Genomic DNA, 19,549 nt, shown 5'->3' with positions numbered 1-19,549 from the left:
ACCGGTGCTCATCCGGCCAGTCTGTCGCAGCGGCGCGAGCACCGAGCGAGCGGTCAGAGCGGCTCGGGAAGCGTCTGCTCCATCGGCATCGGCACCTGGAGGTAGGTGACGCCGCGCATGTCCAGCCAGGCCCGGTCCGGCGCGCGGACCAGCCGCACCATCACCGACTCGCAGGACGGGCAGCGCGCGACCAGGCCCGGTGCGTGCGAGTAGACGTGCAGGCTGGCCATCGAGCCGGTCATCCCGCAGTTCTCGCAGCGGCCCATCGCGGTGCTGAGGTCGACGGTGAACAGCTCGCGCATCGGGCCGTCGAGCATGTTGCCGTCCAGGTACGACATCTCGGTCATCGGGTCTCCTCGACGTTGCGGTCGGCGGGCGGGACAGACGGCGGACGGGACAGGCGGCGGGCAGGCCGCCAGGGCGCTCAGCCGGTGGGGCCGAAGCGTTCGGTCCTGATCCGCCGCGACGCGTGGCCCAGGCCCACCAGCAGATCGGCCACGGCCTCCACGAACCCGGTGGGGCCGCACACGTAGGTGAGCGGTTCCAGGTCCGGCGGCCAGCCATGGGTGTTCACGTCGGCCAGCCCGACCCGGTGCGGCTCGCCGCGCCAGCCGTCGGGGGCCTCGCGGGTGTACACGTACGCCACATCGAGGCCGAAGTCGTCGCGGCCCCGGCGGCGCAGCTCGTCGGCGTAGATCACGTCCTGCGCCGTGCGCACCGAGTAGATCAGCCGGAACGGCACCTTGCTGCCGACCGCCCGCCGCGCCCGGATCATCGCCATCAGCGGCACGATGCCGGAGCCACCCGCGACCAGCTGCACCGGCGCGGTGTCCTCCGACCGCCAGATGAACCAGCCGCCGAGCGGTCCGCGGACCTCCACCGGGTCGCCGGCACCGAAGACATCGATGAGGTACGGGGACACCTCGCCGTCGGGCACCCGCTGGACTGTCACCTCGATGCGCGGGCCGCCGGGGCCGTCCACGGCCGGTCCGGCGATCGAGTACGACCGGGCGGCCTGGTAGCCGTCCGGAGCGGTCAACCGCACGTCGACGTGCTGCCCGGGCAGGTGCCCCGGCCAGTCCGGCACCTCCAGGACCAGCGTCTGCGCGGTTGCCGTCTCCACCCGGCGCTCCACCAGCCGTGCCACCTGCCACTTGATCGGCGCGCGGGCCGGGGTGCCCGTCGCCACGGCCCGCTCAGTCACCCTGGTACCGCTGCTCACGCCACGGGTCGCCGTAGTCGTGGTAGCCGGCCGTCTCCCAGAAACCCGGCTCGTCCATCGTCTTGAGCCGGATGCCGCGCACCCACTTGGCGGACTTCCAGAAGTACAGGTGCGGCACCAGCAGCCGCGCCGGGCCGCCGTGCTCGGCCGGCAGGGGCGCCCCGTCGAACGTGTGCGCCACCCAGGCCCGGCCGCCGCGCAGGTCGTCAAGCGGAAGGTTCGTGGTGTATCCGCCGTACGAGTGGGCGAGCGCGAAGTGCGCGCCGGTGTCCACGCCGTCGAGCAGGGTGTCCAGGGATACGCCCTGCCAGGTGGTGCCGAGCTTCGACCAGTGGGTGACGCAGTGGATGTCGACCATCGGCGTCTCCTGCGGGAGAGCCATCAGCTCCTGCCACGACCACCGGTACTCGGTGCCGTTCTCGGCGGAGATGACGAACTCCCAGGTGTCCAGGGAGACCCGGGGTGTCGGGCCGGCCGACAGCACCGGAAAGTCCTCGGTCAGGTACTGACCGGGTGGCAGCGCCGGCTCCTGCGTTCGGGGCCGACCCGAGAAGCCCGGTGACACGATTCCCATGGCACAGTCGTACCACCCGCGCCGGCCGGGCGGGAGGTTTCCCGCGTACCCCCTCGTCGGCCCGGCGCGGCGCGGTCAGTGCCGCTCCGTGACGACCTCGCGCTGCTCGGGTGTGTCCCCCCGGGTGGCGCGCAGGCTGGTCAGGGTCACCACGACCAGCACGCCGATGATCACGCCGAGTGAGGCCAGGGTGGGGATCTGCGGCACGCTCGCCCAGATGCCGTGGGCCCAGTGCAGACCCAGTTTGAGGCCGATGAACGCCAGGATGATCGCCAGGCCGTAGCTGAGGTGCACCAGCCGGCTCAGCGCCGCGTGCAGGACGAAGTAGAGCGCCCGCAGGCCGAGCAGGGCGAACGCGTTGGTGGCGAAGACGAGGTACGGGTCCTCGGTGATGCCGTAGACGGCCGGCACCGAGTCGACGGCGAAGACGATGTCGGTGGCCAGCACCGCCACCACCACCAGGGCGAACGGGGTGAGTGCCCGCTTCGCGCCCTGCCGCACGGTCATCCGCGCGCCGTGGTACTCGTCGACCACCGGCATGATCTTGCGCAGCAGCTTCACCGAGCGCATCTTGTTGATGTCGACCTCCTGCTGGTGCCCGGCGAGGGCGTCGCGCAGCAGCTTCACCGCGGTGGCGATGAGGATGATCGCGAAGAGCAGGAACGCGAAGTCGAGGGTCTGCAACGCCGCCGCGCCCAGGGCGATGAAGACCGCCCGCAGCACCAGCGCGCCGGCGATGCCGTAGAGCAGCACCCGCTGGGCGAGCACGGCCGGCACCGCGAACGCGGCAAGCAGCAGCATGAAGACGAAGAGGTTGTCGACCGAGAGGGACTTCTCCACGAGGTAACCGGTCAGGTACTGCACGCCCTGCTCGGAGCCGTAGCGGGACCAGACCCAACCGCCGAACGCCAGCGGCAGCGCGACGTAGAACGCCGACCAGCCGATCGCCTCCCGCATGGACACCTCGTGCGGCTTGCGCGTCACCAGGAAGTCCAGCACCAGCAGGAGAATCACGCCGGCGATGGTCAGCGCCCAGAGCGTGGGCGTACCCACCGACGACAGGTCACTCGCCGCAGCCAGGTATGACGATTCGGTCATGGGGTCTCCTCGAACACCGTGTCATGTTCGAGGTCTCCTTCACCCATCGAAGATGGGCAACCACCCGAGGCACGCCGGGCGTGCCGTACTGACCGGAATGGTTCGTGGGAAGTACTCCCCTCGCACCACAAGGTTAGGCCAGGTCCGTTCGACACGCCAAGCCGGACGTCGATGGTTGCCCTGGCCAACCGCTGTGTGCGCCCGGCCGGAGGTGTCACCGCTCAGGATCGGCGCAACGTCGCGCCCGGCGCCATCGCCTGCTCCACGAGATCCCGATAGTCGCGCGGCAACTGGGTCGCCACGTCGTCGAACTCCCCGCCCGTGATCGCCTCCCGCAGGGTGGTGAACACCGCCCGTACGGCGTCGCGCGCGGCCGGCTCCTGCACCCGGGCACGCAGCGCGACGCGCGCCACGAACTCGGCCGCCCCGAACCGGTCCGCCTGCTCGGTGCTCGGGCTCGGCTTGAGCACCAGTTGCAGCGGCTGCGGAAGCTGCGCGGCCAGGTCCAGCACCTCGCCACCGGTCAGCCGCTCGGCGAACGTCTCCAACACCGCCCGGGTCAGCTCGACCGCCTGCTCGGACGACGTCCGGGTGCGCTGGGAAACCTGATCGACGAAGGTGTCGTAGTTCATCGCGTACTCCCTCGGGCTTGTCGACGGCGCCTGCGGGTACCCGCGGCCGTGCGCGGGAAACGACGCCGATTTCCTCGCTCGGGTCGGCGTGAGCGGGCGGCGGGTGGGTAACCGCCGCCGGTCGTGACCACATCGATGCCCCGAGGGAGCCCCAGACATGGCGAGCTACGCGGACGTCCTGCAGTACCTGTCGAGCCTGGACTACCCGGCCGAGAAGGACGACGTGGTCCGCGAGGCCGAACGGGAGGGCGCCCCTCCGGACGTGCTCAAGGCGCTGCGCGCCCTGCCGCCCGTCGACTACGCCAACGGCAACGAGGTGGCCCGGTCCGCAGGCATCGAGGCCGCCCCCGAGGTGGGCCCCGCGCAACGGGCCGCGCAGGCCCGGGACAAGAAGCACAACCGGGTGTCGCAGCATCTGCGCGGCATCTGACCAGGCGGTGGCGGACCCCGCAGTGAGCCGCCGATGACCAGCACGGGTCCGCTGTCCCGCCCCCCGGACGGGCACACCCCGGCGGCGACGCAACTCGTCGTCGTGGCGGTGGCAGGCGTCATCGCCGGCTGCGTCTTCGCCCTGACACTGACGCCGTCGCTCGCGCCACTGGCCGGCTGGGACGCCGCCGCGCTGAGCTGGCTGGTGCTGGTGTGGCGCAAACTCTGGCCGATGGACGCCGCCCGCACCGCCCGACTCGCCGTGCACGAGGACCCGAACCGGGCCACCCGGGACGTGGTGCTGCTGATCGCCTGCCTCGCCAGCCTGCTGGCCGTCGGCCTCGTGGTGGCCAGCGCCCACTCGGCGCCACCCGGCCTGCACCGGGACCTGTACGGCGGGCTGGGCGTCTTCAGCGTGCTGCTGTCCTGGCTGGTGGTGCACACCGTGTTCGCCGCCCGCTACGCCCGGATCTACTACACCGGCCCCGACGGCGGGGTGAACTTCAACCAGCCCGAACCGCCCCGGTACACGGACTTCGCCTACGTGGCGTTCACCATCGGGGCGACGTTCCAGGTCTCCGACACCAACCTGACCAGCAACGAGATGCGTCGCACGGTGCTGCGGCACTCGATGGTGTCGTACCTGTTCGGCGCGTTCATCATCGCCGTCACGGTGAACCTGCTGGCGGGGCTGGCCCACTGAGCGCTCAGCCCGGCTGCGTCACGGGCGGCTGTTCGCCGGGACAGGCGGGCGCCCCGTGGCCACGAACCGCGACCGGGGGCGCCACGCAAACCTGCCCAGGCGGTGAACCGCGCCCGAACCGGTCGCGGTCACCAGGCGGTGGATGGCCACTCGAACCGAGCGGCCAGCACTGCCGGGTACAACCATACGACAGACCATCCCCCGTACGGTCAGTTTTTGCCGAAGTGTGGGCCAGGGCACGTCAGGAGTGGCCTGTCAGCTCCGCGTACCGGCGCTCCAGATCCACCCGGCCAAGGGCCCCCACCAGCTCTCGGCCCGGCGCGCTGTTGGCCCGGGGCCCTCTCGGTCCGGTCAGCCGTGCAGGCTGCCGGTGCGGTCGCGGGCCTTGAGCCGGGTGGTGGGCAGGGCGGGCGCCGGCAGCGGCGACGCCGCATCGTCGGCCACCACTCCGAAGCGCCGGCCGGCCATCCAGTCCTCCCGGGCGGCGGCGACCTCCTCGTGCGAGCGGCCCACGAAGTTCCACCACATGACCAGCGGCTCCTCGAACGGCGTACCGCCCAGCAACAACAGCCGGGCCCCCGCCCCGCCGCGCACGGTCACCTCGCGTCGACCAGAACCCAGGTACAGCAACGCGCCCGGCTCGAAACTCACCCCGGCGGCCTCGGCGGAGCCGGACATGGCCAGCAGCGCGTACTCGAAATCGGGCCGCAACGGCAGCGTCGTCGGCGCCGACCCACCCAGCTCGAGTTGCACGCCCACCAGCGGGGTGTGCACCACCGCCGGGGACCGCTGGCCGGCGAACTCGCCGACCAGCAGCGTCGCGTCGACGTCGCCGTCCCGCCAGCGTGGCAGGTCGGCGTGGTGGGCGAAGTCCGCGGCGCCGGCCCGCGCCGGGTCCGGCAACGCCACCCAGAGCTGCACGCCGTGCATGACCGGCGGGTGCGTGGCCGGCGACCGCTCCGAGTGGGCGATGCCGTGCCCGGAGGTCATCACGTTCAACTGGCCGGGCCGGATCGCCTGGACGTTGCCGAGGCTGTCGCGGTGAATGATCTCGCCGTCGAGCAGCCAGGTCACCGTCTGCAGGCCCGTGTGCGGGTGCGGCGGGACCTCCATGCCCGGCCGCTGCGCCACGTCGTCGGGGCCAAAATGGTCCACGAAGCACCACGCGCCGACCATCCGCCGAGGCCGCTGCGGCAACAACCGCCGGACCGTCGTGTACCGCCCCAGCGGCACGTCGTGGCCCGGCAGCAGCACGCTGCCGGGATCGACGTCGGCCACGCCTGGCGGTCGGGTCTGTGCCAGCATCGATTCGGTACGCTCCACCGCCCGACTGTACGCTCGCGCCCACCCCGGGCTGCGGCGCTTCCCGGCACGGGTGACCGCCAGCGCAGCACGTCACGGGCAGCCCGGTCGGCATCCGTGGGGCGCTCACCGGGACTCGGTCACCGTGACGGCTGCCGGCGCCCGCCACCAGGTCAAGGAAGAGACGGTCGGTCGAGCGTCCAAGTTCCACCTCGGGCGGACCGACAATGCCCGCTGGCCGGCATCCCGGGTTCGGGGTGCCGGCCAGTCGGTCGGGTCGTGCGGTGGGTCAGCTGTTCCAGTGCTGGGTGACGAGGTCGGTGGCCTGCTGCTCCCACTGGGCGTAGGCGTCGGGGTAGGCGGAGACCTGGACGGTCTGCGCGGCGTCGGTCAGGGGCATGTCCTGCCAGCCGTCGACCTGACGCAGGCCCTTGAGGAACGCGGTCGTGGAGTACTCGGGGTTGGTGATCTGCTCCGGGGTGCCCCAACCACTGGAGGGGCGCTGCTGGAACAGGCCCAGCGAGTCGTGGTCGTTGGCGTCGCCGAGGTGGCCCAGGTTGTCCAGCTTCGACTCCTGCAGGCTCGTCGCGATGGAGATGACCGCGGCGCGTTCGGGCAGGCCGGCCTTCTTCGTGGCGGCGATGATCGCCTTGGCGTTGGCCGTCTGCTCACCGTTGAGGTCGATGTGCGACTGGTCGCCCTGCGGCTTCGGCGCGCTGGTCTGCACGGCGACCGCTACCGGCTTGGCGTCGACGGGGTTGGCGTGGGCGGCGATCGGGCCGGCGAAGACACCACCGGCGAACGCGAGACCAGCAACCGACAGCATGCTCTTACGGAAGATCGTGTTCATCAGGGGTAGCTCCTTCGGGGGTAGGAACACCCACGCGACCGATGGGGGTCGGCACGGCGGGGGTGTGAGCACCTCGTCCGGCGCTGCAGATTCAGAGGGGGGAAGTCTCAGGGTCGGCGGCCTGCGAGCGGGGGCTCGTGGCGCCGGGACCGGATGTAACGACCGTCGGGCCGGGGTGATTCCCGGGGCCGCCCATCGCGCCGGCGGGCCGTGGTCCTGCGATCGTCAGGGTGTGTAACGACCCCCGGCCCGCCACGATTCCGGCCCACGGATGCACCCGGTCACACCCAACGACCGCCGAGAAACGGACATCGCGCCCATCCGGCGCAGGCCGTACGGCACGCCGACGGGATGATCGACTCGGGTTCGCCGAAACCGGGGTATCCGGGACGGGCTGACACCCCGATTTCAGTGAAGGCGAGTGGGGCGGAGCGGTGTCACCCCTCCAGGCGAGAGCGGACCTTTCCGGCGCAGGCCCCCACAACGGTCTGCGCGTCGAGTCCGAGACTCTCGATGGCCACGAGCGCGCTGAACACCACGTCGGCCAACTCGGCTGCCACGTCCTCGCGGGTGTGGGTGACACCCTTGCGCGGATTCTGCCCGAGCAGCCCGATCCAGGCGGCCGATGCCTCCCCCGCCTCCTCGGTGAGCTTGAGGATGCGGCAGGTCAGTTCCGTCTGCCCGGTGCCGTTCGCCGCGTCCAGCCAGCTCCGCGCAGCCCGGGCCGCCGCCCAGATCGATTCGTCCACGGCGACCAGTCAACCCGACGACCCCGACCGACCACGCACCCGGCCCGCACGGTCGAGGCGGGCACCGCGCTGACGGGCATCGGCCAGGCCGACCACGGACACCTCGGGCCGGTCTGATCGGCCGGACAGTCAGCTCTGACCGGCCGGTCAGCTCAGCCATTGACTCCGGTCGACGGCAGTCCTAGGTTCAGGACGCTACCGGCCGGTAGGCAACCGTCCCGCCTGGTCGCCCCGCAGGCGACATCCGTCCGATGGGGAGCATCGATGCTGTCCGTGCCCATTCGTACCCTGCGCCGCCTGGTCGCCACCACCGCGACACTGACCCTCAGCGTCGGGCTGCTCGGCGCCGCGCCAAGCACCGCCGCCACATCCACCGCCACCGGATCCACTGCCACCGGATCCACCGCCGCAGCCAGCACCGCCGGCCACGACCCCTCCGGCGACCAGCCGCTGCCCGGCTACACCTTCGAGAATCCGCCGCTGGCGCCGCTGGTGGTGGGCGGCAGACCGACGACGGTACGCCAGGGCGCGCACCGGCACGCCGCGTACATCATCGAGGTTCCCGCCCGGTGGAACGGTGACCTGGTGGTGTGGGCGCACGGCTACCGCGGCCAGGGCACCGTGCTCTCGCCGGAGCCGCCGGCGTTCGAGCTGCGTCAGCGGCTGCTGGCCCAGGGGTACGCGTGGGCGTCGTCGTCGTACGACCGCAACGGCTTCGACATCCGCTCCGGCGTGCTGAGCACGAAGGACCTCGCCGACCACTTCGGACGGACCGTACGCAGACCCCACCGCACCTACCTGGCCGGGGTGTCGATGGGCGGGTACGTCATCGGCCGCTCGCTGGAGCAGTACCCCGGCTACTACGACGGGGCGCTCCCCATGTGCGGCGTACTCGGTGACCAGACGCTGCTGGACTTCTACCTCGACTACAACCTGGTAGCGCAGGCCCTCGCCGGAGTGCCGGCCTACCCGACGCCTGCCGACTACCTGAGCAACGCGGTGCCCCGCATCCAGGTGGCGCTCGGGCTGGCCGGGCTCACGCCGACCGGGCCGGACACCACGACCGACCGGGGCAAGCAGTTGCGGGCCATCACCGTGAACCGGTCGGGCGGGCCACGGCCCGGCGCGGAAGCGGCATTCGCGGTCTGGAAGGACTTCCTCTTCTCCATCGCGGTGACCGACGGCGGCGACTCCCCCGCCCAGCGGCCCAGCCAGATCTCCACGAACCTGCTGACCCGCTACACCCCGAACAGCCCCGTCGACGTCAACTCGACAGTGCGGCGGGTGGCCCCGGAGAACATCGTGCAGCGGCTCCTGCCGACGCTTACCGAGGTGCCGAAGATCGCCGGTCGTCCGAGCGCGCCCGTGGTCAGCCTGCACGACCTGGGCGACATGTTCGTGCCGTTCAGCATGGAGCAGGCGTACGCCACAGATGTGGCACGCAACGGTCGCAGCCGGCTGGTGGTGCAGCGGGCCATCCGGGCCGCGCAGCACTGCGAGTTCAGTCCGGCCGAGGCCGGCGCCGCCTGGGACGATCTGGTGTCCTGGGTACGCGCCGGCAAGCGCCCGGCCGGCGACACGGTGACCGACCCGGCGGTGGTGGCCCGGCCCGAGTACGGCTGCCGGTTCAGCGACCGGGCCGCGTACGCCTCCGGGGTGGGCACCCGTCGCCTGTACGCGGCCTGCTGAGGCAGCGCCCGCGGCCACGACGACGCCGGCCGGCTCCCGAGGTGGGGGCCGGCCGGCGTGTGTGTGCGTGTGGTGTCACCAGAGCTGCTGGACGACGTCGGCCGCCTGCTCCTCCCACTGCGCGTACGCGTACGGGAAGGCGGAGACCTGCACGGTCTGCGCGGCGGCGGTCAGCGGCAGGTCCTGCCAGCCGCCCACGTTCTTCAGTGCGCTGAAGAACGCCGTGGCGGCGTACTCCGGGTCGGTGATCTGCTCGGGCGTGCCCCAACCGGACGACGGACGCTGCTGGAACAGGCCCTGCGAGTCGTGGTCGTTGTACGCGCCGAGGTGGCCGAGGTTGTAGAGCTTCGACTCCTGCAACGAGGTGGCGACGCCGATCACCGCGCCACGGTCGCCGACGCCTGTCTTCTTGGCCGCGTCCACGATCTTGCGGGCGTTGTCGAGCTGCGCGTCGTCGAGCGGGACGCGCGACTGGGCGCCCTCGATGCCGTGCGGGATCAACTCGTCGCGGCTCGGCTTGCCGGCCGGCGGCTTGCCGGTGGCGGAACCGGTGGTCAGCCCGGACTCGACGGGCTGCTCCTCCTGGTGCGCCGCCGTGACGGCCTTACCCGTGGTGGCTTTACCGGTGGCGAGGTCGATGGCGGCCACCGCGCCCTGGTGCGGCCCGGAGGTGACCGGGGCGGCGGCCGCGGTCGGCGCGAGCGCCAGACCGCCGAGGGCAGCCACACCCACCACGCTCAGCGCGGTCTTGCGGTACGAGTCCTTAGCGATGGCGGGGAGCCATCGAGTGAAGTCGACCTTCACGATGGTTCCTTTCGATCGTGCGGAGCGCTCCGGGGTGAACGCTCCTCGGGAGATGACCGCGGAAAGGGGTTTGGGCTCCGGCGGTACGGGGGACACAACCGGGTTGACGTGTCGGTCATTCCGGAAATGCCAGGCTGTCGGCGCGGGGCGGTCCTGGTCACCTCGGGAAACGGGACAGACCGGCCTTTCGGCGACGAGGCGGACTGTCAGTGAGACGGCTCGCCGAACCGCACCAGAACGTGCCAGAGCTGCTTGAGGTGCTGCAGGGTGTCCGCGATCGGGCCCCGGTCCGCCCACCGCCCCGGTTCGGTGACCACCGACACCGCGCCCCGACCGATCAGCGCCGCGTCCACCGGGGCGCCCGGTCGGGCGAATTCGCGGTGCAGTCGAGCGGCCAACACCGGGATCGCGGGGCCTCGAAACTCCGCATCCACACGGTCGACGGCCAGCGCGAAACCGGGGTGCCACCGCAGCGGAAAACCGTACCGCCGGGCGATCGATTCCAGCGTCGCCCCGGTCGGGGTGCCGGCGAAGGACGGATCCACCACCAGTTCCTCGACGTCGCGTGCGAGGTCGAGAGGGCCGTGGATCTGGGCCTCCACGTAGTCGTCGAGCGCGCGCCCGAGCGTGGCCTGCGCGCTCGGCGTCTCCAGCAGCGTCCGAGTCAGGGTGGCGACGTCAGTCCCGGCCCGGCCCAGGCACTCGCCCGTGCCGGCGACACCCACCAGCAGCCCGGCGAGCACCGCCTCGAAGGCGTCGGCAGTTCCCACCACGGCGGGGTCGAGGTGGCTGTCGCCGAGGCAGAAGGTCGCCCGGGCCAGCACCGCCGGGCGCAGCCGCAGGTGACAGGAGCCGAAGCGGGGACAGGCGCCGTCCGCGTGGTCGAGCAGGTTCAGTCCGCCGTACGTGGGTCGATCCGCCGGCGCCGCCCCGGGCCGCTGGTACGCGCCGCCGAACATCCGGTGCTCCCACCGGTCGCGGTCGCCACCTGGGTACGCGGTGAGCCCGCCGTTGGAGATCCCCGTGACGAACTGACTGCGGTACACCCCGTCCTCGGCGAGCGCGGACGCGACGGCCCGCCCGCCGGCGCACAGGCGATCGGGGTGGAAGTTGACTGTGAGCCGCCCACGGTCGGCTGCCGCGGCGAGCAGCCGCTCCGGCAGGTGGCCGACGTCGGCGGCGGCGAGTTCCCGTTCGATCGCGGCGAGCGCCGTCCGACGCTCGGCCACGGCCGACGCCCGCACGTACGCGAGGGCAGCCACCTGCGCCGAGGTGAGAGCGGCGGCGCGGAGCCCACCCCGCTCAGACGTCGCCGTCATGTCCGGGGTCCACCGCCGCGGTCCCGGCAAGCTCCTCGAAGACGGTGATCTGGAGGTCCGCCGGGGCGTCCAGGCGGGAGTTCAGCGACTGCCACGGTGTACGCGTCGGCGGCGCGATCTCGCTCGCCCCGGCGGCGACGAGTCGGGCCGTGGTCGCCCGTGCGTCGTCCACCTCGAAGGCCACCCGGATGCGCGGCGCGACCTGCCGGCCCACCTCGACCTCGTCGATCATCCGCTTCTGTGCCGGGTTGGCGATCTCCAGTGTGGCCCGACCGGCGTCCAGGATCACCACCCGGGCGTCCCCGTCGCCGGTGAACGCCGCCTCCTCGGGTAGGCCGAGGGCGTCCCGGTAGAACGCCACAGCAGCCTCGTGGTCCGCTGCCTCCACCACGAGGCGCAGCTGACGGACGACGGGTACGGGGTGCTCGGCGGCCATGCGCCGGATCCTAACAACGAACCAGCGTGGCACCGTCCGGAAGAAAGCGACGACGGTCGAAAGGTAGCTGGACGTCAAGCCGGTGCTGGGCGCCGTCGACGAACGCTGCGCCACCACGCAGGCCGCGACACGCAGCCCGACCGCGACGACAAGCCCCGCCCGCAACGCACAGCCGACCGCGGCGACAGGCCGGCCGACCTGTCGCCGTCAGTGCCCGCGTGCCAGCCACTCCGGCAGGTGCGGGGCCTCCCCGCCGATAGTGGTGTCGTCGCCGTGCCCGGTGTGCACGACCGTCTCCGGAGGCAGGGTCAGTAGCCGGGTACGGATCGATCGCACGATGGTGTCGAAGTCGCTGTACGAGCGCCCGGTCGCGCCCGGCCCACCCTGGAACAGGGTGTCGCCGGTGAACACCGCCTCAAGGTCGGGGGCGTGGAAGCTGCACGCGCCGGGACTGTGCCCGGGGGTGTGCAGCACCCGCAGCGCGGTGCCGGCCACCTCGATGCTCTGCCCGTCCTGCACCTCCCCGTGCGGCGGCAGGTGGGGGTGGACCAGGTCCCAGAGCACCCGGTCGGCGGCGTGCAGCAGCACCGGAGCGCCGGTCGCCTCGGCCAGTTCGGGAGCCACCCGTACGTGGTCGTCGTGGGCGTGGGTGGCCAGGATGGCGCGGACCCGACGGTCGCCCACAAGCGCGAGGATCGCGGCGACGTCGTGGGGCGCGTCGAGGATGACGCACTCGTCGTCGTCGCCGATCACCCAGACGTTGTTGTCGACCTCGAACGTCTGCCCGTCCAGGGAGAACGTGCCGGAGGTGACCGCGTGGTCGATCCGGGCGGTCATCAGAACACCACCACCGAGCGGAGCACGTCGCCGTGGTGCATCCGGTCGAAGGCGTTCTCGACCTGGTCGAGGGCGATCTCCTCGGTGACGAAGGCGTCCAGGTCGAGACGACCCTGCAGGTACAGCTCGGTGAGCATCGGGAAGTCCCGGCTGGGCAGGCAGTCGCCGTACCAACTGGACTTGAGGGCGCCGCCGCGACCGAAGACGTCCAGCAGCGGCAGCTCGATCTGCATCTGCGGGGTCGGCACGCCTACCAGCACGACCGTGCCGGCCAGGTCCCGGGCGTAGAACGCCTGCTTCCAGGTCTCCGGTCGGCCCACCGCGTCGATCACCACGTCGGCGCCGAACCCGCCGGTGGCGGCACGGATCGCCTCGACCGGGTCGGTCTCGGAGGCGTTCACGGTGTGGGTGGCGCCGAACGTCCGGGCCCAGTCCAGCTTGCGGCTGTCGGTGTCCACCGCGACGATCGTGGTGGCGCCGGCGAGGGCCGCGCCGACGACCGCCGCGTCCCCGACACCGCCGCAGCCGATCACCGCGACCGAGTCGCCGCGGGTCACGTTGCCGGTGTTCATCGCCGCGCCCAGCCCGGCCATCACGCCGCAGCCGAGCAGGCCCACGGCGGCCGGACGGGCGGCCGGGTTCACCTTCGTGCACTGGCCGGCGTGCACGAGCGTCTTCTCGGCGAACGCGCCGATGCCAAGCGCCGGGGCGAGTTCCGTCCCGTCGGTGAGGGTCATCCGCTGCGCGGCGTTGTGGGTGTTGAAGCAGTACCAGGGCCGACCCCGGCGGCAGGCCCGGCAGACGCCACAGACGGCCCGCCAGTTGAGCACCACGAAATCGCCCGGGGCCACGTCGGTGACGCCCTCCCCCACCTGCTCGACGACGCCCGCCGCCTCGTGTCCGAGCAGGAACGGGTAGTCGTCGTTGATGCCACCCTCGCGGTAGTGCAGGTCGGTGTGGCAGACCCCGCAGGACTGGATCCGGACGATCGCCTCACCGGGGCCGGGATCGGGTACCACGATGGTGGTGACCTCGACCGGTGCGCCCTTGCTGCGGGAGATGACTCCCCGGACTTCCTGGCTCACTTCGCCTCCTGCTTGTGGTGTGCGGTGGGACCGGACGCCGGGCAGGCGGGTGAACCGGGCTCGGCGGTGGGCCCCCGGCGAACCTACCGCGATCATCACGGCCGGCCCAGTCGGCCGGGCGGTGCGGTTATCGGCTGTCACGCGGGGTACGCGGGCCACAATTCGGACCACGGCCACCAGGAGTGATCATGAAATTCGCGCACCTGCCGCTGCGGGTCAGCATCGGCGCGTACTTCCTCAACTCGGGTCTGGGCAAGCGGAACCTGGAGGGCGAGGCCGCGCAGGCCATGCACGGGATGGCGGTGGCGGCCATGCCGCAGCTCGGTCAGTTGGAGCCGCCGCGGTTCGCCAAGCTGCTGTCGTACTCCGAGATCGCCCTGGGGGCGGCGCTGCTCGCGCCGTTCGTCCCGGCGCCCCTGGCGGGGCTGGGCCTGACCGCGTTCGGCGCGGGCCTCGTGCAGCTGTACCTGAAGACGCCGGGGATGCGCGAGCCGGGCAGCATCCGGCCGACCCAGCAGGGCGCGGGGCTGGCCAAGGACGTCTGGCTGGTCGGCGCCGGCCTCACCCTGGTGCTGGAGGGGTTCTGCCACGGCCGTCGGCGCGGCTGACCTGGGCGAATCGCGTCGGCGGCGCCCGTTATCGTGTGGGCGACCCGGCGGTCGGCCTGAGGAGCTGCGGTGACCCACACTCGTTCGGTGCGGCCGTTCTACCGGCCGATGCGGCCCCGCCGTCGCGACGAGCCGCACCGCGCGGCCACCCCGCTGGAGCTCTTCTTCGACCTGTGTTTCGTGGTGGCCGTGGCGCAGGCGGCGTCCAGCCTGCACCACGACGTGGCCGAGGGCCACCTCGCCCACGCGCTGCCCAGCTACCTGATGGTGTTCTTCGCGATCTGGTGGTCGTGGATGAACTTCACCTGGTTCGCCTCGGCGTACGACACCGACGACGACGTCTACCGGATCACCACGCTTGTGCAGATCACCGGGGCGTTGATCCTGGCGGCCGGTGTGCCGCGCGCCTTCACCGACGGCGACTTCAGAGTCATCACCTACGGGTACGTAGTGATGCGACTGGCCGCCGTCGCGCAGTGGATCCGGGCAGCCGCAGGCGATCCGGCGCACCGCGCGGCGGCACACCGCTACGCGGTCGGCGTGACGGTGGTGCAGCTCGGCTGGCTGCTGCGGCTGGCGCTGCCCGACGGCTGGGGCGTCGCGACGTTCGTGCTGCTGGCGCTCGCCGATCTGCTGGTGCCGGCGGTGGCCGAGCGTCCCGGGATGACGCCGTGGCACCCCGGGCACATCGGCGAGCGGTACGGGCTGTTCACGCTGATCGTGCTCGGCGAGGCGGTGCTGGCGATCTCGGTGGCGATCCAGACCGGGCTCGACGCGGGCGACAGCGGCCTCTGGGCGCTCGCGGCGGCCGGCGCGATCATCGTGTTCGCGCTGTGGTGGCTCTACTTCGACCGTCCGGTCGAGGCGCCGGACCGGTTGCCGTACTCGCTCATCTGGGGCTACGGCCACTACCTGATCTTCGGGGCGATCGCCGCGGTCGGAGCCGGCCTGCCCGTGGCGGTGGACCACGAGCGGCACCTCGCGCACATCTCCGCGACGACAGCCGCCTACGCGGTGGCCGTGCCGATCGCAGTCTACCTGCTGACGGTCTGGGTGTTGCTCGTCCGCCGCCGACAGCACGGCGCGGTGGTCGTCGCGTACCCGGTCGTCGCCGGACTGGCGCTGCTCGTGCCGCTGGGTCCGGCCCCGGTGCAGGTGCTCGCGCTGGTGCTTGTCGCCCTCGTGACGCTGACGGTGCTGCTGCGCGGACGCGACGCCGGGGCGTCCGCGACACCCACCACCTGACCCCGATCTGGATCAGGCATCGACCAACCGGCCTGCCGGCGCGCGATACGGCCCGGAAGTGGGCAGAATTGCGGCATGCTTCGCCGCCGATGGTTGCTGGCCGATCAACTCGGGCCACATTTCCTCGACGACCCCGATCAACCGGCCCTGCTGGTAGAGGTCCGGGAGCTGTTTCGCCGTCGGCCGATGCACCGGCAGAAGGCGCACCTGATCCTCTCGGCCGTGCGCCACCGCGCCGCCGAGTTGGGCGACCGGGCGCTGCTGCTGCGTACCGGCACGTTCCGCGAGGCCCTCGCGCAGGTTCCCGAGCCGGTGGAGGTGTGCCACCCGCACTCCCGGGCCGCGCTGGGTTTCGCCCGCTCGGTGCCCGGGTTGACTGTGCTGCCGCCGCGCGGCTTCGTCACCAGCCAGGCCGACTTCGTGGCCTGGGCGGACCGCACCCGTCGGGGGCCGCTGCGGATGGCCGACTTCTACCGGCAGGCCCGTCGCTGGCACGACGTGCTGAGCGGGCCGGCCCGGGGCACCGGCGGAGCCCCGTCGCCGCGTCGGCCCCGCGCGGAGGCCCCGGCCGTGCCGGCGACGCCGCCGCCCCCACCGCCGATCGTCGAGGACGACATCGACGCGCAGGTCCGCCACGATCTGGACCGGTGGGAGGCCGACGGGGTGCGGTTCGTCGGCCGCGACGGCCCCCGGCAGTACCCTGCCACGCACGCCGAGGCGCAGGCCCGGCTGGCGCACTTCCTGACGCACCGGCTGCCCGGGTACGGCCGCTACGCCGACGTGATGAGCGCCGACGACCCGCTGTTCGCGCACTCGGCGCTGTCGTCGTCGTTCAACCTGGGGTTGCTGCACCCCGAGCCGGCCGTACGCGCCGCCGAGCAGGCGTGGCGGTCCGGCGCCGCTCCCCGCACGGCGGTGGAGCCGTTCATCCGGGGGCTGCTCGGTTGGCGGGAGTTCCTCTGGCACTTGTACTGGTATTACGAGCCACAGTTCCGGGGCGCGAACTGGTTGGCCGCGACAGAGCCGATGCCGCAGTGGTTCGCCGAGCTGGACGCCGACGCGGTGGAGGCGCGCTGCCTGGCCGACGTGCTCGCCGCCGTCCGGGACCGGGCGTGGACACACCACAGCCCCCGGCTGCTGGTGCTGGGCAACTACGCGTTGCAGCGCGGCTGGCGTCCCGTCGAGGTGGCGGACTGGTTCAAGCGCTGCTTCGTCGACGGCACCGACTGGGTGATGAACGCGACTGTCATCGGCATGAGCCAGTACGCCGACCTGGCCAGGGTGGACACCCGCCCGTACGCGGTGGACGGCACCGACATCGACGAGATCAGCGACTACTGCGGCGGCTGCCGCTACACGCCGGAGCGGGCGCTCGGCGAGCTGGCCTGCCCGTACACCGGGGGTTTCGAGAGTTTCCTGCACCGCAACCGGGAGCGGCTGGTGGCCGACCCGCGGCTCGCCGCGGAGCTGGTCCGCCGCGACGAGCCGGAGCACCGCGAGGCGGTGCTGGCGCAGGAGGAGAAGCGGGGCAGCACCGCGCCGTGATCAGGCGGGGTCGTGGGCGGGTGCCGGGGTCGGCTGCGCGGGCCGGGCGACGCCCCGGTTGAGGCCGACGACAAGCAGCCTGTTGTACGAGGCCGGCATGATCCGGGCCAGCAGGTCGGGCAGCTTCGCCGACCAGCCGATCAGCACCCGGCCCCGACGCCGCTCGACGCCTTGAAGGATCACCTCGGCGGCACGCTCCGGCGCGATGGTGAGCAGCTTCTCGAACTGGGCCCGGCCGGCGGTGTACTCCGCGATCGACACGCCACTGCCGACCCGGGCGTTCTCGGTGATCCGGGTGCGGATCCCGCCGGGGTGCACAGACGTCACGCCGATGCCGTCGTCGACGAGTTCGTGGCGCAGCGCCTCGGTCAGGCCCCGAACGGCGAACTTGCTCGCCGCGTAGGCGGTCTGCCCTGCCGGCGCGATCAGCCCGAACAGGCTGGAGACGTTTACCAGGTGCGCGCCCGGCTCGGCCTTCAGGGCGGGCAGCAGCGCGTGGGTCAGCTGCGCCACGGCCCGGAAGTTGATGTCGATCACCCAGCTGAACTCGTCGAACGTGACCTGGTCGAACCGGCCGCCGAGGCCGACGCCGGCGTTGTTCACCAGCAGCCGGACGCGCGGATGCCGCTCGCCGATCTCCACCGCGACCCGTGCGGTGGCCGCCGCGTCGGCGAGGTCCACCAGGTACGTGTGCACCTGCCGGTCCGGGTGCTCGGCGCGGATCGCGGCGGCGACGCCGTCCAGACGTTCGGCGTCGCGGTCCAGCAGGACCAGGTCACTGCCCCGGCGGGCCAGGCCGTGCGCCAACGCCGCGCCGATGCCACTTGCCGCGCCGGTCACCACGGCCGTCGCTCCGGCGAACTCAAACCTGCGCATGATCGGTGCTCCTCTCCCGGGTGGCGTGGGAAAACCGCACACCCTCGTCGGCGAGCTGGCCGTGCCGCATCAGCAGCACGTCCCGGGCGTAGTTCTGGTGCAGCCGCCAGGGCGCCCGCGCCCCCTGTCGGGGCAACGCGTCGACGCTGCGCAGCACGTAGCCCGAGCGCAGGTCGATGAGCGGCACCCGCCGCGCGTCGGGCGGCGGCAGCGGGGTGACGACCTGCTGGCGGGTGCGGTCCAGGTGGCGCAGCAGCCGGCAGACGTAGCCGGCGACCAGGTCGGCCTTGAGGGTCCACGACGCGTTGGTGTAGCCGATGGTCAGCGCGAAGTTCGGCACACCGGACAGCATCATGCCCTTGTAGGCCACGGTGCCGGGCAGGTCGACGTCGACGCCGTCCACGCGCAGCGTCAGGCCACCGAGGGCGAGCAGGTTGAGCCCGGTCGCGGTGACCACGACGTCGGCGGCCAGCTCCTCGCCGGAGGCGAGCCGGACGCCGTGCGCGGTGAACGTGTCGATGGTGTCGGTCACCACCGAGGCCCGGCCCTCCTGCACGGCGGTGAACAGGTCGCCGTCGGGCACCACGCAGAGCCGCTGGTCCCAGGGGTCGTAGCGGGGCGAGAAGTGCCGGTCCACCTCGTAGCCCACCGGCAGCCGACGCTTCGCGCCCCGCCGCAGCAGCCGCCTGACCAGGCCGGGAGCGCGCCGGCTGAGCTGGAAGTTGACAGTGGAGAGCAGCACGTTCTTCCACCGCACCACGGGATACGCGGCGTTCGCCGGAAGCCAGCGCCGCAGCGCGCCGGCCAGCCGGTCGCGCGAGGGCAGGGCGATGACGTACGTGGGTGAGCGTTGCAGCATCGTCACGTGCGCGGCCCGCTGCGCCAGGGCCGGCACCAGGGTCACTGCGGTGGCGCCGCTGCCGATCACCACCACCCGCCTGCCGGCGTGGTCGAGGTCGTCGGGCCAGTGCTGCGGGTGCACCAGCCGCCCGGCGTACGCGTCGACGCCGGGCAGCGTCGGCGTGTAGCCCTCGTCGTAGCGGTAGTAGCCGGTGCAGGCGAACAGGAACGAGCAGGTCAGCACCACGGTTTCGGCGGTGTCGCTCGCGGGCGTGTCGGTGCGCCGGGCGTGCACGGTCCAGCGGGCGGTGCCGCTGTCCCACTCGGCGCGCGTCACCCGGTGGGAGAAGCGGATGTGCCGCTGCACGTCGTACTCCCGGGCGGTCTCCCGCACGTAGGTGCGGATCGCCGCGCCGTCGGCGATGGCGGTGGCGTCGGTCCACGGCCTGAACGAGTAGCCGAGGGTGAACATGTCCGAGTCGGACCGGACGCCCGGGTAGCGGAACAGGTCCCAGGTGCCGCCGACGGCGTCGCGCGCCTCAAGCACCGCGTACGTCTTGTCGGGGCAGTCGCGGCGCAGGTGACAGGCGGCGCCGATGCCGGACAGGCCGGCGCCGATGATGAGCACGTCGACGTGGTCGGAGGGCATCGCGTTTCTCCCGTCCGGGGCGGTGGACGGACACTAACACCGCCCCGGAAGCCCGGC

21 protein-coding genes are annotated in these 19,549 nt (G+C 72.2%); 6 read left to right on the top strand and 15 right to left on the bottom strand.

Translation table 11 applies throughout. The features are described from left to right. Positions 1 to 53: 53 nt before the first annotated feature. From OOJ91_RS01875 to OOJ91_RS01855, 5 genes are all read right to left on the bottom strand, one after another. Positions 54 to 347 carry a DUF6510 family protein gene (locus OOJ91_RS01875; RefSeq protein WP_007459518.1) on the bottom strand — a complete coding sequence of 98 codons (294 nt, stop codon included), beginning with the start codon at positions 345 to 347 and terminating at the stop codon, positions 54 to 56. A gap of 77 nt (positions 348 to 424) precedes the next feature. Continuing rightward, positions 425 to 1,189 (bottom strand): ferredoxin reductase, encoded by a 765-nt coding sequence (locus tag OOJ91_RS01870; protein WP_266245224.1) that lies wholly within the window; start codon positions 1,187 to 1,189, stop codon positions 425 to 427. A 7-nt stretch (positions 1,190 to 1,196) separates the two neighbouring features. Then, positions 1,197 to 1,796, bottom strand: a complete 600-nt coding sequence (locus OOJ91_RS01865) for a sulfite oxidase-like oxidoreductase (RefSeq protein WP_266241690.1) — start codon at positions 1,794 to 1,796, stop codon at positions 1,197 to 1,199. A 75-nt stretch (positions 1,797 to 1,871) separates the two neighbouring features. After that, a complete protein-coding gene (locus OOJ91_RS01860) occupies positions 1,872 to 2,894 on the bottom strand; it encodes a TerC/Alx family metal homeostasis membrane protein (RefSeq protein WP_266241688.1) in 1,023 nt (340 codons plus the stop codon). A 221-nt stretch (positions 2,895 to 3,115) separates the two neighbouring features. Next, on the bottom strand, positions 3,116 to 3,526 hold the full coding sequence (locus tag OOJ91_RS01855; RefSeq protein WP_266241686.1) for a DUF2267 domain-containing protein: 411 nt from the start codon (positions 3,524 to 3,526) through the stop codon (positions 3,116 to 3,118). Positions 3,527 to 3,683: 157 nt separating this feature from the next. Between OOJ91_RS01855 and OOJ91_RS01850 the strand changes: the two genes are divergently transcribed. Both OOJ91_RS01850 and OOJ91_RS01845 read left to right on the top strand, forming a co-directional pair. After that, the gene (locus OOJ91_RS01850) at positions 3,684 to 3,956 is read left to right on the top strand and encodes a DUF2795 domain-containing protein (RefSeq protein ID WP_007459513.1); all 273 of its coding nucleotides are present in this window, start codon (positions 3,684 to 3,686) and stop codon (positions 3,954 to 3,956) included. A gap of 33 nt (positions 3,957 to 3,989) precedes the next feature. Beyond that, complete coding sequence (locus tag OOJ91_RS01845) at positions 3,990 to 4,658, top strand: DUF1345 domain-containing protein (protein WP_266241683.1); 669 nt, start codon at positions 3,990 to 3,992, stop codon at positions 4,656 to 4,658. A gap of 351 nt (positions 4,659 to 5,009) precedes the next feature. Here OOJ91_RS01845 and OOJ91_RS01840 read toward each other — a convergent pair whose 3' ends face one another. The 3 genes from OOJ91_RS01840 to OOJ91_RS01830 form a co-directional block, all read right to left on the bottom strand. After that, positions 5,010 to 5,981: a pirin family protein gene (locus OOJ91_RS01840; protein WP_266241681.1), complete on the bottom strand. Its 972-nt coding sequence runs from the start codon at positions 5,979 to 5,981 to the stop codon at positions 5,010 to 5,012. A 268-nt stretch (positions 5,982 to 6,249) separates the two neighbouring features. Then, positions 6,250 to 6,810, bottom strand: a complete 561-nt coding sequence (locus tag OOJ91_RS01835; protein WP_266241680.1) for a hypothetical protein — start codon at positions 6,808 to 6,810, stop codon at positions 6,250 to 6,252. 437 nt (positions 6,811 to 7,247) lie between these two features. Beyond that, a complete protein-coding gene (locus OOJ91_RS01830; protein ID WP_266241678.1) occupies positions 7,248 to 7,559 on the bottom strand; it encodes a MazG-like family protein in 312 nt (103 codons plus the stop codon). A gap of 264 nt (positions 7,560 to 7,823) precedes the next feature. On the opposite strand from OOJ91_RS01830, the gene OOJ91_RS01825 reads away from it, so the two are divergent. Then, positions 7,824 to 9,248 (top strand): hypothetical protein, encoded by a 1,425-nt coding sequence (locus OOJ91_RS01825; RefSeq protein WP_266241676.1) that lies wholly within the window; start codon positions 7,824 to 7,826, stop codon positions 9,246 to 9,248. Positions 9,249 to 9,323: 75 nt separating this feature from the next. On the opposite strand, the gene OOJ91_RS01820 is transcribed toward OOJ91_RS01825, so the two are convergent. The 5 genes from OOJ91_RS01820 to OOJ91_RS01800 all read right to left on the bottom strand — a co-directional run bounded on the left by OOJ91_RS01820 (position 9,324) and on the right by OOJ91_RS01800 (position 13,729). Then, the gene (locus OOJ91_RS01820) at positions 9,324 to 10,052 is read right to left on the bottom strand and encodes a hypothetical protein (RefSeq protein ID WP_266241675.1); all 729 of its coding nucleotides are present in this window, start codon (positions 10,050 to 10,052) and stop codon (positions 9,324 to 9,326) included. Positions 10,053 to 10,258: 206 nt separating this feature from the next. After that, positions 10,259 to 11,371: a DUF3626 domain-containing protein gene (locus OOJ91_RS01815; protein WP_266241674.1), complete on the bottom strand. Its 1,113-nt coding sequence runs from the start codon at positions 11,369 to 11,371 to the stop codon at positions 10,259 to 10,261. Continuing rightward, on the bottom strand, positions 11,355 to 11,807 hold the full coding sequence (locus OOJ91_RS01810) for a VOC family protein (protein WP_266241673.1): 453 nt from the start codon (positions 11,805 to 11,807) through the stop codon (positions 11,355 to 11,357). Before OOJ91_RS01810 ends, OOJ91_RS01815 begins: the two co-directional genes overlap by 17 nt. A 207-nt stretch (positions 11,808 to 12,014) precedes the next feature. Beyond that, a complete protein-coding gene (locus OOJ91_RS01805; RefSeq protein WP_266241672.1) occupies positions 12,015 to 12,644 on the bottom strand; it encodes an MBL fold metallo-hydrolase in 630 nt (209 codons plus the stop codon). Next, a complete protein-coding gene (locus tag OOJ91_RS01800) occupies positions 12,644 to 13,729 on the bottom strand; it encodes an S-(hydroxymethyl)mycothiol dehydrogenase (RefSeq protein WP_266241671.1) in 1,086 nt (361 codons plus the stop codon). Before OOJ91_RS01800 ends, OOJ91_RS01805 begins: the two co-directional genes overlap by 1 nt. A 188-nt stretch (positions 13,730 to 13,917) precedes the next feature. Here OOJ91_RS01800 and OOJ91_RS01795 point away from each other — a divergent pair, with 188 nt between their 5' ends. From OOJ91_RS01795 to OOJ91_RS01785, 3 genes are all read left to right on the top strand, one after another. Further along, positions 13,918 to 14,337: a hypothetical protein gene (locus tag OOJ91_RS01795; protein WP_266241670.1), complete on the top strand. Its 420-nt coding sequence runs from the start codon at positions 13,918 to 13,920 to the stop codon at positions 14,335 to 14,337. A 69-nt stretch (positions 14,338 to 14,406) separates the two neighbouring features. Next, positions 14,407 to 15,582, top strand: a complete 1,176-nt coding sequence (locus tag OOJ91_RS01790) for a low temperature requirement protein A (RefSeq protein ID WP_266241669.1) — start codon at positions 14,407 to 14,409, stop codon at positions 15,580 to 15,582. Positions 15,583 to 15,657: 75 nt separating this feature from the next. Continuing rightward, positions 15,658 to 17,127, top strand: coding sequence for a cryptochrome/photolyase family protein (locus tag OOJ91_RS01785; RefSeq protein WP_266241668.1), 1,470 nt, complete (start codon positions 15,658 to 15,660; stop codon positions 17,125 to 17,127). Here the strand turns inward: OOJ91_RS01785 and OOJ91_RS01780 are convergent, their stop codons facing one another. Next, entirely contained in the window at positions 17,128 to 18,003 is an 876-nt protein-coding gene (locus OOJ91_RS01780; protein ID WP_266241667.1) for an SDR family NAD(P)-dependent oxidoreductase, read from the bottom strand. Beyond that, positions 17,990 to 19,492, bottom strand: coding sequence for a flavin-containing monooxygenase (locus OOJ91_RS01775; RefSeq protein ID WP_266241666.1), 1,503 nt, complete (start codon positions 19,490 to 19,492; stop codon positions 17,990 to 17,992). Before OOJ91_RS01775 ends, OOJ91_RS01780 begins: the two co-directional genes overlap by 14 nt. Positions 19,493 to 19,549: the final 57 nt, after the last annotated feature.

It is taken from the genome of Micromonospora lupini (genome assembly GCF_026342015.1).
Lineage (GTDB): Bacteria > Actinomycetota > Actinomycetes > Mycobacteriales > Micromonosporaceae > Micromonospora > Micromonospora lupini_B.
Note: the sequence above shows the minus strand (reverse complement) of the source record. Positions and strands in the feature narration are given on the sequence as shown.